Origin of the sequence: Streptomyces sp. N35 (assembly GCF_016464295.1) — a bacterium.
Lineage (GTDB): Bacteria > Actinomycetota > Actinomycetes > Streptomycetales > Streptomycetaceae > Streptomyces.
Genome location: NZ_JAEIMH010000022.1, coordinates 11,274 through 23,100 on the forward strand (window position 1 = coordinate 11,274; position 11,827 = coordinate 23,100).

Sequence of the window (11,827 nt, forward strand, 5' to 3'; positions counted from 1 at the left end):
GGCACGGCCCTGGCCGTTGCGGCGGGCCGTGCCGACGATCGGGTTCGGACAGCGCTAGGGCCTGTCCTGTGGATCGGGCCGGGCCCGCGGGGTCCAGGTCCGCGCCCCGCGTGGGTCAGGGCTCCCGCCGTGCCTTCCGTCGCTTCGCGAACCAGGTCCCGCCCCCACCGAGCAGCACCCCGAAGAGCACCGCCGCCACGAGCCACGGCAACGCGAAGAACGAGGTCGAGCCCGTCGTCCTGATCTCCTCGCTGGTGGCCGTCAACTGCACATCGCCCCAGTCCAGTTGAGGCGCACCGCTCCAGCGTTCGGTCAGCTCGACCTTCTGGCGGGGCAGCAGCTCCGAGGGGACCTTCTTCAGGTCGCGGTCGAGGAGCTCGCGGCCGAACAGGCCGTTCGCGCTGAGCTCGACCTTCGGGTTCAGGGTCACATTGCCGCGGTTGTGCAGCGTGTACGTGATCGTCGCGGTGCTCTTGCCGAAGCCCGGCACGAGCGGCCGGTCATGCCGCATCGTCACGTTCTCGACGGACAGCGCCGGCACCGTCGGCCCGCCCACCCGCAGATAGATCCGCGCCCCGACCGCCCGCTGCACCCCGACCTCGACGGAGCCCTCGGCCGGATCGATCTTCTCGTCCAGGGCGACCAGGGCCCCGGGGTGGTCACCGGGCTCGGCGCCCTCCGGCACCTTGATCGTGACCGGGATGTCGAGCGAGCTGCCCGGCGGCACCGTCACCCGGGACTTCTCCGGCTTGGCCCAGGCGCCGACCCCTCGCTGCTTCTCGCCGGGCGAGCGCACCGCGAACCCGCCGTCGCGCGCGGTGTTGTAGGCGTCGGCCGCGTACAGCTTGAACGTCAGCGGTTCCGAGGCCTTGTTGGTGACGGTGACCTTGTCGTTCAGCGTCGTACCGGGGTCTGCCGTGAGATAGAAGTAGGGCCGCCCACCGGGCTGTGCGGACGTGGGATAGACGGACCAGCGGCCGTTGTCGGCGGCATGCGCCGGCGCGGGTACGCCGACGGTGAGCAGCAGTGCGGCCAGGAGCGAGCACGCGGCGACAAGTGCCGCGTACGGATGGAAGGTTCTCGGTGCGGACATGGAGCGTGACCCCCGGTGAACGTTGGGTGGCGGACCGGCCCGTGAGGGGGCCGGCCCGCCGGTTTCGAGATGGGTGCGGATGCCCGACGGGAGAGCCTGCGTGCCAGGCGTCGCCGCGCAGGCGGGGGATTGTTCGCAGGCTCTGAGGGGGACCGTCAGGTCAGGGTGAGCGTGAGGACAGCTGAGTACTCACCAGGTGCCGTGAACTCCGGTACGTTCAGGGACAGTCCGGCGTCGACCGTGAACTCACCGCCGGTCAGTGCGGCATTGGGCGTCTGCGCGAGCGTCGCGCCCTGACCGCCGACCGGACCCGCGGAGCCCGCCGCGCACACGCTCGGGCTGCCCGCCTTGGTGGCACACTTCGGCGTCCAGCTCAGCTTGTCCGCGTCGATGTACGCACCGCCAGGGCCGGTGAACTTGGTGACCTTGCCGGTCAGGGACCAGCCTGCGGGGCCACCGCGGAAGTCCTTGACCGTCACCTGCTGCAGCGCGCCGGTGGACGCGCCGCCCTGGCCGAAGTCGACACCCGACATCTGGACGGTGCTGCCCGCCTGCGTCATGGTCAACTGCCCGGCCTTCACCGAGGACTTGAGGTTCTGGTCCAGGGTCGTGCCGCCGCCGCCCGTGGTGAGCGTGTACGGCTGGGGGCCCGCGCCCTTCGCCGGGTCCCAGGTGTCACCCTCGAAGGCCACGACGCCGACCGTGGCCGGGTCCTTGATCCGCACCCGCATGGTCTGGGTGCCGGCCGCCGTCGCAGTGGTGGTGAGCTTGTCGGCGGTGACCGACGTCCCGTTCCAGCCCGCGAGCGTGACGGGCGCGCCGGGGGTGAAGCCGGTGAGGGTGCCGGTCACGAACGCGTTGGGCTCGCCGGTGGCCGCGCTCAGGGCGAGCGTGCGCGGATTGCCCGGGTCCTCGCCCCCGGTCGCCGTGACGGTCTCGGAGACCGGGGCGGGCGGCGTCTTCACGACGCAGGGGGTGTCGAGCGACATGATGTAGTTCGTGTTGATGTTGTAGTTGCCGGGGGAGAGCGTGATGTCACCGGCCTTGGTGACGGTGAACGAACCCGTCATCTTGAAGCCCGGGAACGGTTCGAGGCCTCCCACCGGTGCGTTCTCGCGCGGTCCCTCGACCGCGATCTCACCGGTCTGCGCTCCGCCGAGCACCACCTTGCCGGACGGCTTCATGATGTTGGCCGGCAGATCGATGTCGACCGGGTTGCCGGCGGCCGGCTTGACCACCTCATAGGTCACGTTGACCGTGTCGCCCACCTTGGGCGCCGCATTGTCGACCGAGATCTTCGCGGTGGTCGGGCCCTCGATATTCGGGATGCCCGCGATCGGCGGCGGTGTGCATATCGTGATGAATTCGACGTTGGCGGGAACCGCGGCGGCAGGGCAAGCGAAAGCCCCGCCTCCTACGATCCCCAGCGCGGCCGCCCCTAATGCGGCCACCCAGCGGCGTCTTCGACCGCCGGAACTCTGTTTCCCTGAAGGCATATCGCCCCCTCCTCGAGTGCGTCGGCGCAGCGGCTCGTCTGCGCCGACAAGGGAGTAATGATGTGCGGGTTGTGTGAGAAGTCAATGGAATGCGAAGACTTCGACTGATGACCCATCAGGTTCTGTCAAGATCCCGCATCACCCGGGGCGCGCAAGAACCGATGCCGCCCGTGAACGGCACCGGTCCTCACTTGCGTATGCGCTGATCAGTCGGCCACGAACGGGCCGGGGGCCTGGTTGCCACCCGCGAAGCACTCGACCGTGACGCCGAAGACCGTGAGCGTCAGGGACGGGGTCGCGCCGATGAACGAGTCCAGCGTGTCGCCGGTGGCGAAGCTGGTCGCACTGGTCAGCGGGCCGCTGTCGAAGGCGCCGCCGGCGGGGATGGCCGGGTTGCTGCTTCCGCCGAAGACAGCCGTGCCCGAGCCGTTGTGGGTCAGGTTCAGACTGGTGGTCACATCGCCCGCGCCGATCGCGAGGGGCGTGGTGACCGCGGTCTTCACCTGGATGGTGATGCTGCTGCCGGACTGCGTGGCGTTGAGCTGGGCGGTGCCGCCGCCCCACGATCCGCAGTCATACGTGGCGGTGGCCTGCGCCGGTGCCACCGCCATCGCGGCCGGCGCGAAGGCCAGCGCTCCCGCGGCGAGCGCGCCCGCCGCCATCGTGCCTATCCCGATCCTGGTGCCTCTCATTCGGTTCCCCTCCATGTAAGGGAGTTGCCGTATGCCGCATGAGGACGCACGTGATCCACGCGGTGGAGTCCCACCGTTCGCCCGGTGTGCGGGCACGCCCATGTGCGGGCACGGCGCTGCAGGGGTGCGTGAAAGGGTGCGCGAAGACCGTCCGTGACTGGGTGCGGGTGCCACACGGAACGCGGGAAGGCCGAGGGCGGTACGGGGGAGCGGCTCTACTCCCCGTACCCAGCCGTCCCAGTAGATCTGACGGTCCGTCGGATAAGTAAGCGCTGCCCATTGAGACCGAATCGGCGCGAGAAGGCAAGGGGAGTTTCCTTGATTCTTCTACTTCCGCGCCGATTCCGGTTACTGACTCGTCAGTCAACATCCCTGCTCAGGGCGGGAGTTGAGGGTGGGATTCAGCCAGCGGGTGTGGTGGAGCGCACGGTTCCGTCGGGCCCCGCGAGCAGAACCGGAGTCCCGGCTCCGCCGAGATCGCGTACGGCCGCGAGGTCCTCTGCCGCAAGCGCTTCCACGGAGCTGACGACAGCGGCCGCCTCGAGTGACTGCGCACCGCTCGCGACGGCCATCGCGACGGCCGTACGCAGCGCACTCAGCTTGAGCGAGTCGAGCGCCACGGTGCCGGCCACGTAGGTGCGCCCGGTCTCGTCGCGTACGGCGGCACCCTCGGGCACCTCGTTGCGGGCACGGGCGCTGCGCGCCAGCGTGACGATCTTGCGGTCCTCGGGGTCGAGGGGGGTGCTTTCGGTCATGCGTCGAGCATACGAAGGGGGCCGGGGGCGCGCCGGGCGGGGCTCGTGCGGCGTCGTCTCCGTGTGCCGCGGTACGGCCGCCCGCGCGCAGGGGCACCCGCGGGGGGGGGGGCCCCCCCCCGGCCCCCCCCCGCGGGCGCCCCCCCCCCCCCCCCCCCCCCCCCCCCCGGGGTGCTCTCCCCTCCAGATCCCTCCCTGAACCCCCGGGGTTCCCCCGCTTCCCCTCCCGTGTCCCCCTGCTGTGGGGGCAGGTGTTACTTGGCCGCCTCGGTGGCGGCCTCGACCTTCTCGACCGCCTTCTTGAAGGCGGCCTGGAAGGCTGCGTCGTCGGCGTCGAACGGTGTGGTCGCCCGGGCGATCACGATCGCGCCTTCGACCCGGGCGACGGCGAGGTCGTACTGCACCGGCTGCCATTCGTCGGAGTCCCACTTCACGGTCAGGCGCTGCGAGCGGGCGGCGTCACCGGCGGTGGGCGCGGGCAGTTCCTTGAAGCGGAAGGTGGCCCGTTCGTCCCCGTCACTCGAGACGACCTCACCCTTGAACGATTCGCAGCCCTTGGCCGAGGGCTTTCCGGCCATGAGGTCCTTCGCGTCCTCGATCGAGTACGCCGTGATTGCGGCGGCCACGTACGGGCCCTTGTCAGCGTCCTTGGCGAAGGCCGAGATCCCGTACGCCTGGGGCTTGGGTCCGTCCTCCTTGCCGATCACCTGGTCGAGGAGCGGCTGGCACTGCTCCTTGTCCGCGTTGCCGACGAAGAAGTCGTTGATGCCGACGGACTTGTCGACCACCGCGCGGTCCGCGCTCCAGCCCGCCGGCATGTCCTTCAGCTCAAGCAGCGCCGCGTCGACCTGTGCCTTGGTGAGCGGCTTCGCGGGAGTTGTCGGCTTCGCCGATTCCGACTTCTTCGCAGCGGGCTTGTCCTCCGCTTCGGCGGAGCCTCCGCAGGCGGCCGCGAAGAGCAGCGAGGACGATGCGAGGGCAGCGATGGCTGCGCGGCGCAGGTTGGTACGCACGAGGGTTCTCCTGAGGGAAAGTGAGGGGGAGGGGTCAGACGCCGGTGCCCTGGGCACCCTTCAACGCGACCTTGCGGGTCTTCTCGACCAGCTTCTCCAGCGCCTGGTCCAGAGCGTTCTGGTCGGCGTTGGACATCGACATCTGCGAGACCGTGATGAGCGTGCCGCCGACGCGTGCCGCGACGGTGTCCGACTGCATCGCGAGGTAGAACTCCTCGTCACCGATCTGGGTGGTGCTCCGGTAACCCACGGTCTCGTCGCCGACCTGGCGTACGGACAGCTCGCTCGTGGTGAAGTCGACGCGCGCGCCGTCCTGTTCGGCGCCGAACGACTCGCAGCCGGTCAGCACGTCGGATGGCTTCATGAACGCCTTGGCCTGCTTCTCCGTGTACGCCTCGACCGTGACCATCAAGTACGGGCCGGCGTCGGAGCTCTTGGTGAAGTAGGCGGCGGCCAAGGCCTTGGGCTTCTCACTCGATCCCCCGGTCATGGAGCCGTCGAGCAGGGGCTGGCACTGAGGCTTGTCGGCCTTGCCGGCGTCGAATTCGTCCTCGGTGGACTCGTCGTCCTCTTCGCTTCCGGACGCGTCGACCTTCCAGCCCTTGGGAAGATCCGCGACCTCGATCAACGCCTCCTCGACCTGCTGCTGCGTCAGCGGCGTGGCCACCGGCTCCGTGGACGGAGAAGCCGACGGCGACTTGGAAGCCTTCGGCTGCTCCTCCGCGTCCGCCGAGCCCCCGCACCCCGCCACGGCCAGCAGCGATACGGCCGCCAACACGCCAGTCACGGCACGGGAGTTACGGGTACGCACAAGGTCTCCTGAAGGGGGTGATCAACCGTCGGCCCACCGTTTGTCGACCTTTGGTATGCCACCAACCTAAGCGTCAGGTAAAGGCGCCCGGCGCGCCGATCGGCCCGTTGAACCGGGACCAAAGTCCCGACCCCGCCTCATCCCTCCACAGGGCCTCAGCCGGCGATCGGATACATCGAGCCACGCCGCCCCTCCGGCGTCGCCAGCCACTCCACCTTGCGTACCGTGTCCGCGACCTGCAGCGGTGTGTGCAGCACGATCACCAGGTCCGGGCGGGCCGGTACGCGCAGTTGGGTCGCCTCGAAGTGGAGGGCGCCGACCATGGGGTGGTCGAGCTGTTTGTTCATCACGCCGCCGGGGGAGATGTCCCGGCGCTCCCACAGCGCCGCGAACTCGGCGCTCGCCTCCTTGGCCTCCTCGACCAGGGCCCGGAAGCCCTCGTCGTCGGGCGACTCGGAACAGGCGGAGCGGAACTGGGCCACCAGGATCTCCGCGTTGGCCTCCCAGTGCGTGGCCCGCGAGCGGTAGAGAGCGTCGGTGAAGAAGTCGATCAGGCAGTTCTGCCGGGTCTCGGGCCGCATCCCGAGGATCATGGCGGCCGCGTCGTTGTACGTGACGCAGTTCCAGTACTGGTCCATGATGTGCGCCGGATACGGCATCCACGCGTCGATGAGCCGCTTCAGACCGTCGCACATCGTGTCGTCGCACCCCTCGACCTGGAGCGCCGGCGGATTGAGCCCCGACAGCACGTACAGATGCCGCCGCTCCGCGCTGGACATCCGCAGCACCCGGGCCACCGAGTCGAGTACCTGCGGCGATACGGAGATGTCGCGGCCCTGCTCCAGCCACTGGTACCAGGACGCCCCGACCCCCGCGAGCACCGCCACCTCCTCGCGCCGCAGCCCGGGGGTGCGCCGGGGGGCGGCCGCGGGCAGCCCCCCCCCCGCCGGCGTCACGCCCGCCCCCCCGCTCACCACGGAGTCGCGCAGCTCCGACAGGCGGTGGTTCTTCATGGCGGCGGTCTCGGTCACTCGCTCTCCCCCCGGAGCTTCACTGGTCGTGCGCACTGCTCGCGCGAACTGGCGGCATGGCTGGTGGTGCGGCCACCAGGATAAGTTCCCACTCTCCACGGATATTCCGATGGCCCGAGGCTCTTGGTCATGGCACTCGACACCTCCGCCCCCTCGGCCAATCCCTCAGCGGATACGGATAGTTCCGTACGTATCGCCGAAAACGCCCCCGCCCCCGCCCCCACCTCTGTCCAGCCCGCCGCCCGCCTCTCCGCCCGCGACAAGCTCGTCCTCTTCGTGCTCTGCGCCGCCCAGTTCATGGTCGCGCTCGACTTCTCCGTACTGAACGTGGCACTGCCCGTCCTCGGCGCTGACCTCAACATGAGCGACGCCGCGCTGCAGTGGGCCGTGACCGCCTTCGCGCTGCCGTCCGGCGGATTCCTGCTCCTGTCCGGGCGGCTCGGTGACCTGTACGGCAGGCGCCGGCTCTTCCTGTCCGGACTCGCCCTGTTCGGCGCCGCCTCGGTGCTCGCGACCTTCGCCTGGGACGCCCCGTCGTTCCTCGCCGCGCGTGCGCTGCAGGGCATCGGCGCGGCCGCGATCGTGCCCACCGGCATGGCGCTCCTGACCACCACCTTCCGCGAAGGCCCGCAGCGCGACAGGGCGCTCGGCCTGTCCGGCACCCTGATGTCCCTCGGCTTCACGGTCGGCATGGTGCTCGGCGGCATCCTCACCGACACCCTCGGCTGGCGCTCGACGATGGGACTGCTCGCCCTGTTCGCCGTGATCGTGCTGCCCCTCGCCCCCGCGCTGCTCACGGAGTCCCGCAACCCCGAGCGTCCGCGGCTCGACGTACCCGGCGCGATCACCGTCACCGGCGGACTGCTCGCCCTGATCTACGCCCTGACCACGGCCGCCGAGCACGGCTTCGGCACCCTTGACGTCCAACTCACGCTGACCGCCGGTCTGTTGCTGCTCGCCGCGTTCGTCCGGATCGAGTCCCGCACCGCCCAGCCGCTCGTCTCGCTGCCGATGCTGCGCCGCCCGAGCGTCGCCTGGGGCAATATCGGCGGCCTGATCACGTTCTCCATGATGACGACGATCGTCTTCGTCCTGACCCTCTACCTGCAGGAGACCCTCGGCCTCTCGCCCCTCCAGACGGGCATCGTCTTCGGGGTCCAGGGCCTGGCCGCCCTCGTCTCCGGCACCCTGACGCCGCGTGTCGTCGGCCGCGTCGGCTCCCGCAAGGTCCTGGTGGTCGGCCTCACCGGACAAGCGGTGTTCACGGCCGGTCTCCTGGTGACCGGCACCGGCACCCTCGGGGTCGTGCTCGCGACCCTGGTGGCCTCCCTTGCCTGCGTCTTCCACATGGGCGCGATCATCTCGTACGGCATCACCGTCACCTCCGGCGTCCCGGACGAGCAGCAGGGCCTGGCCACCGGCCTCGTCACCAGCAGCCAGCAGCTCGGTCTGACGATCGGCATCCCGCTGCTCGGTGTGCTCGCCACCACCGCGGACGATCTGACCTCCGGCTATCACACGGTGGTCGCCCTCGACGCGGCGATCGTGCTGGTGGCCGCCGCGCTGATCGCGCTCGGACTGCGGAAGTCCGTACCGCAGAAGTCCGCAACCCAGAAGCCGGTACCGCAGAAGTCCGTGCAGCAGTAGGGGAGTTCAACCCCGGTCGAGCCGCAGCCGCTCCGCCTTCGGCAGTCCCGCGACCACCAGATCGTACGAATCCTCGATGAGCTCCCGGACAACGGCGTCCGGGAGCTCTCCCACGGTCACGGTGTTCCAGTGCCGCTTGTTGACGTGCCAGCCGGGCACGATCGCCGGATGCCGCTCGCGCTGCAGGACCGCGTTCTCGGGCTCGGCCTTGAGCGTGAGCGTCAGCGGCTGCTCGTCGAGCGCGCCGAACGCGAAGATCTTGCCGAGCACCTTGAAGGTGGAGAGCTCCTGATGGCGCGAGAAGGGGAACTCCTCCACCGCCGCGTTGAACGACAGGCAGAACGCGCGCAGGTCAGCGGGTTTCATCCTTGGTGTCCTCCAGGTCCGGTACCGCCACCGGCTCCACGAGCACCGTCATGATCTTGTTGCGCCGGCCCGCAGCCGATTCCGCGGTGAGCTTCAGGGAGCGTCCGTCGGGCAGCTCGACCAGGGCCTCGGCACCCGCGATCGGGACCCTGCCGAGCGCCTTCGCGAGCAGACCGCCGACCGTCTCCACATCGTCGTCGTCGAACTCCTCGAGCCCGTACAGCTCGCCGAGGTCCTCCACATCGAGCCGCGCGGTGACCCGGAAACGGTCCTCACCGAGCTCCTCGACGGGGTCGATCTCGCGGTCGTACTCGTCGGTGATCTCGCCGACGATCTCCTCGAGGATGTCCTCGATGGTGACGATGCCGGCCGTGCCGCCGTACTCGTCGATCACGACCGCGACATGGTTGCGGTCCTGCTGCATCTCGCGCAGCAGATCACCGGCGTTCTTGGTGTCCGGTACGAAGGACGCGGGCCGCATCGCGGTGGAGACCAGCTCGGACTCGGCGTCCCGGTTGATATGGGTCTTGCGGGCCAGGTCCTTGAGATAGACCATCCCGACCACGTCGTCCTCGCTCTCACCCGTCACCGGGATCCGCGAGAACCCGGACCTGAGCGCGAGCGTGAGCGCCTGCCGGATGGTCTTGTACCGCTCGATGACGATCAGGTCCGTACGCGGCACCATCACTTCGCGTACGAGGGTGTCGCCGAGCTCGAAGACCGAGTGCACCATCCGGCGCTCGTCGTCCTCGATCAGCGACTCCTGCTCGGCCAGGTCCACCATCGCGCGCAGCTCGGCCTCGGACGCGAACGGTCCCCGGCGAAACCCCTTGCCGGGGGTCAGCGCGTTACCGATCAGGATCAGGAGGCGGGGGATCGGGCCCATGATCCGGGCCAGCGGCAGCAGAACGTACGCGGAGGCCGTCGCCGTATTGAGCGGATGCTGACGTCCGATGGTGCGCGGCGAGACACCGACCGCCACATAGCTGACGAGCACCATCACACCGATGGCGACCGCGAGGGCCTGCCAGGTCGCGTCGAACTCCCGCAGACAGGCGTACGTGACGAGCGAGGCGGCGGCCATCTCGCAGGCGACGCGGACGAGCAGTGCCACATTCAGATAGCGCGTCGGATCGGCAGCGACCTGCTCCAGCTTGGCGCTGCCCCGGCGGCCCTGGCGTACCGCCTCGGCCGCACGGAAGCTGGAAACGCGCGCGAGGCCCGCCTCCGCACAGGAGGCGAGCCAGGCGACGATCACCAGCGCGATGACGCCGAGGATCAGTGCGGTACTCACGAGACCGTGGGCGCCGGCGACGGACCGGTCATGCCGCGCTCTTCGCGCCAGCCGTCGACGATCGCGGCCTGCAGGCCGAACATCTCGGCCTTCTCGTCCGGCTCCTCATGGTCGTACCCGAGCAGGTGCAGCACCCCGTGCACGGTGAGCAGCTGCAGCTCCTCGTCCATGGAGTGCTCGGTCTCGGCGTCCTTGCCCTGCTTCTCGGCGACCTCCGGGCAGAGCACGATGTCGCCGAGCAGACCCTGCGGCGGCTCCTCGTCGTCCTTCATGGGCGGCCGCAGCTCGTCCATCGGGAACGACATGACATCCGTCGGGCCCGGCAGGTCCATCCACTGGATGTGCAGCTGCTCCATGGCGTCGGTGTCCACGACGATCACCGACAGCTCGGAGAGCGGGTGGATCCGCATCCGCGCGAGCGCATAGCGGGCGATGTCGAGGATCGCCTGCTCGTCGACCTCGGTTCCGGACTCGTTGTTGACGTCGATCGCCATGGTGCGCTGTTGCTCCGTATTTAAAATGTCACGGCCGCTTGGTGCGGCCGCCCTTGTGGGTGCCGTTCTCCGTGCCGTGCTCGCTGTCGTACTTCTCGTAGGCGTCGACGATACGGCCGACGAGCTTGTGCCGTACGACATCGTGCGACGTGAGCCGCGAGAAGTGCACATCGTCCACGCCCTCCAGGATCTCCTGGACCTGGCGCAGACCGCTCTTCGTGCCGCTCGGCAGGTCGACCTGGGTGACGTCACCGGTGATGACGATCTTCGATTCGAAGCCGAGCCGGGTCAGGAACATCTTCATCTGCTCGGGCGAGGTGTTCTGGGCCTCGTCGAGAATGATGAAGGCGTCATTGAGGGTGCGGCCACGCATGTACGCCAGCGGCGCCACCTCGATCGTCCCGGCGGCCATCAGGCGCGGGATCGAGTCGGGGTCGAGCATGTCGTGCAGCGCGTCGTAGAGCGGGCGCAGATACGGGTCGATCTTCTCGTAGAGCGTGCCCGGCAGGAATCCCAGGCGCTCGCCGGCCTCGACCGCGGGACGGGTCAGGATGATGCGGTTGACCTGCTTGGACTGCAGGGCCTGCACCGCCTTCGCCATGGCGAGATAGGTCTTGCCCGTACCGGCGGGGCCGATGCCGAAGACGATCGTGTGCTTGTCGATGGCATCGACGTACAGCTTCTGGTTGAGCGTCTTGGGCCGGATCGTGCGGCCCCGCGAGGACAGGATGTTCTGCGTGAGCACTTCGGCCGGGGTCTCCTCCGGCCCTTCCCCGTTCTCGCTCGCCCTGAGCATGGCGATCGAGCGTTCCACTGCGTCCTCCGTCATCGGCTGCCCCGTGCGGAGCACCAGCATCATCTCGTCGAACAGGCGCTGTACGAGAGCGACTTCTTCGCGGTCGCCGACGGCGCTGATCTCATTGCCCCGGACATGAATGTCGGCCGCCGGGAAGGCCTTCTCGATCACACGCAGCAGGGAGTCTCCGGAGCCGAGCACCGTCACCATGGGGTGCTTGGCAGGCACGGTGAACCGGGCTCGTGCGGGGCCCTGCGCGGAGGGCTGAGCTGTCGGTGTCTGAGTCATGGGCCGGCGCTGTGGCCTGAGGTCGTCCTCCTCGTACGGGGCTCCGCCTGA

Annotated in this window: 12 protein-coding genes; 1 reads left to right on the forward strand and 11 read right to left on the reverse strand. The window is 69.2% G+C overall.

Annotation, left to right across the window (positions count from 1 at the left end; genetic code table 11):
* Window positions 1-115 precede the first annotated feature (115 nt).
* The 7 genes from JAO81_RS14440 to JAO81_RS14470 all read right to left on the reverse strand — a co-directional run bounded on the left by JAO81_RS14440 (window position 116) and on the right by JAO81_RS14470 (window position 6,873).
* On the reverse strand, window positions 116-1,093 hold the full coding sequence (locus JAO81_RS14440) for a WxL protein peptidoglycan domain-containing protein (RefSeq protein WP_199548244.1): 978 nt from the start codon (window positions 1,091-1,093) through the stop codon (window positions 116-118).
* A gap of 155 nt (window positions 1,094-1,248) precedes the next feature.
* Window positions 1,249-2,589 (reverse strand): beta-xylosidase, encoded by a 1,341-nt coding sequence (locus JAO81_RS14445; RefSeq protein ID WP_199548245.1) that lies wholly within the window; start codon window positions 2,587-2,589, stop codon window positions 1,249-1,251.
* A gap of 206 nt (window positions 2,590-2,795) precedes the next feature.
* Window positions 2,796-3,281 carry a hypothetical protein gene (locus JAO81_RS14450; protein WP_199548246.1) on the reverse strand — a complete coding sequence of 162 codons (486 nt, stop codon included), beginning with the start codon at window positions 3,279-3,281 and terminating at the stop codon, window positions 2,796-2,798.
* Between the two features lie 401 nt (window positions 3,282-3,682).
* Complete coding sequence (locus JAO81_RS14455) at window positions 3,683-4,036, reverse strand: cytidine deaminase (protein WP_165336931.1); 354 nt, start codon at window positions 4,034-4,036, stop codon at window positions 3,683-3,685.
* A gap of 254 nt (window positions 4,037-4,290) precedes the next feature.
* Window positions 4,291-5,049 carry a hypothetical protein gene (locus tag JAO81_RS14460; RefSeq protein ID WP_199548247.1) on the reverse strand — a complete coding sequence of 253 codons (759 nt, stop codon included), beginning with the start codon at window positions 5,047-5,049 and terminating at the stop codon, window positions 4,291-4,293.
* 34 nt (window positions 5,050-5,083) lie between these two features.
* Complete coding sequence (locus JAO81_RS14465; RefSeq protein ID WP_199548248.1) at window positions 5,084-5,836, reverse strand: hypothetical protein; 753 nt, start codon at window positions 5,834-5,836, stop codon at window positions 5,084-5,086.
* 179 nt (window positions 5,837-6,015) lie between these two features.
* A complete protein-coding gene (locus JAO81_RS14470) occupies window positions 6,016-6,873 on the reverse strand; it encodes a helix-turn-helix transcriptional regulator (protein WP_199548315.1) in 858 nt (285 codons plus the stop codon).
* 147 nt (window positions 6,874-7,020) lie between these two features.
* Here JAO81_RS14470 and JAO81_RS14475 point away from each other — a divergent pair, with 147 nt between their 5' ends.
* Window positions 7,021-8,538 (forward strand): MFS transporter, encoded by a 1,518-nt coding sequence (locus JAO81_RS14475; protein ID WP_199548249.1) that lies wholly within the window; start codon window positions 7,021-7,023, stop codon window positions 8,536-8,538.
* A gap of 6 nt (window positions 8,539-8,544) precedes the next feature.
* On the opposite strand, the gene JAO81_RS14480 is transcribed toward JAO81_RS14475, so the two are convergent.
* From JAO81_RS14480 to JAO81_RS14495, 4 genes are read right to left on the reverse strand one after another with little or no spacing between them, the layout of a single operon-like run.
* Complete coding sequence (locus tag JAO81_RS14480) at window positions 8,545-8,904, reverse strand: MmcQ/YjbR family DNA-binding protein (protein WP_199548250.1); 360 nt, start codon at window positions 8,902-8,904, stop codon at window positions 8,545-8,547.
* On the reverse strand, window positions 8,891-10,198 hold the full coding sequence (locus JAO81_RS14485) for a hemolysin family protein (RefSeq protein ID WP_199548251.1): 1,308 nt from the start codon (window positions 10,196-10,198) through the stop codon (window positions 8,891-8,893). Before JAO81_RS14485 ends, JAO81_RS14480 begins: the two co-directional genes overlap by 14 nt.
* Complete coding sequence (gene ybeY, locus JAO81_RS14490) at window positions 10,195-10,692, reverse strand: rRNA maturation RNase YbeY (RefSeq protein WP_199548252.1); 498 nt, start codon at window positions 10,690-10,692, stop codon at window positions 10,195-10,197. The genes JAO81_RS14485 and ybeY overlap by 4 nt, the downstream gene beginning before the upstream one ends.
* A 28-nt stretch (window positions 10,693-10,720) precedes the next feature.
* Window positions 10,721-11,776 carry a PhoH family protein gene (locus tag JAO81_RS14495; protein WP_199548253.1) on the reverse strand — a complete coding sequence of 352 codons (1,056 nt, stop codon included), beginning with the start codon at window positions 11,774-11,776 and terminating at the stop codon, window positions 10,721-10,723.
* Window positions 11,777-11,827 lie beyond the last annotated feature (51 nt).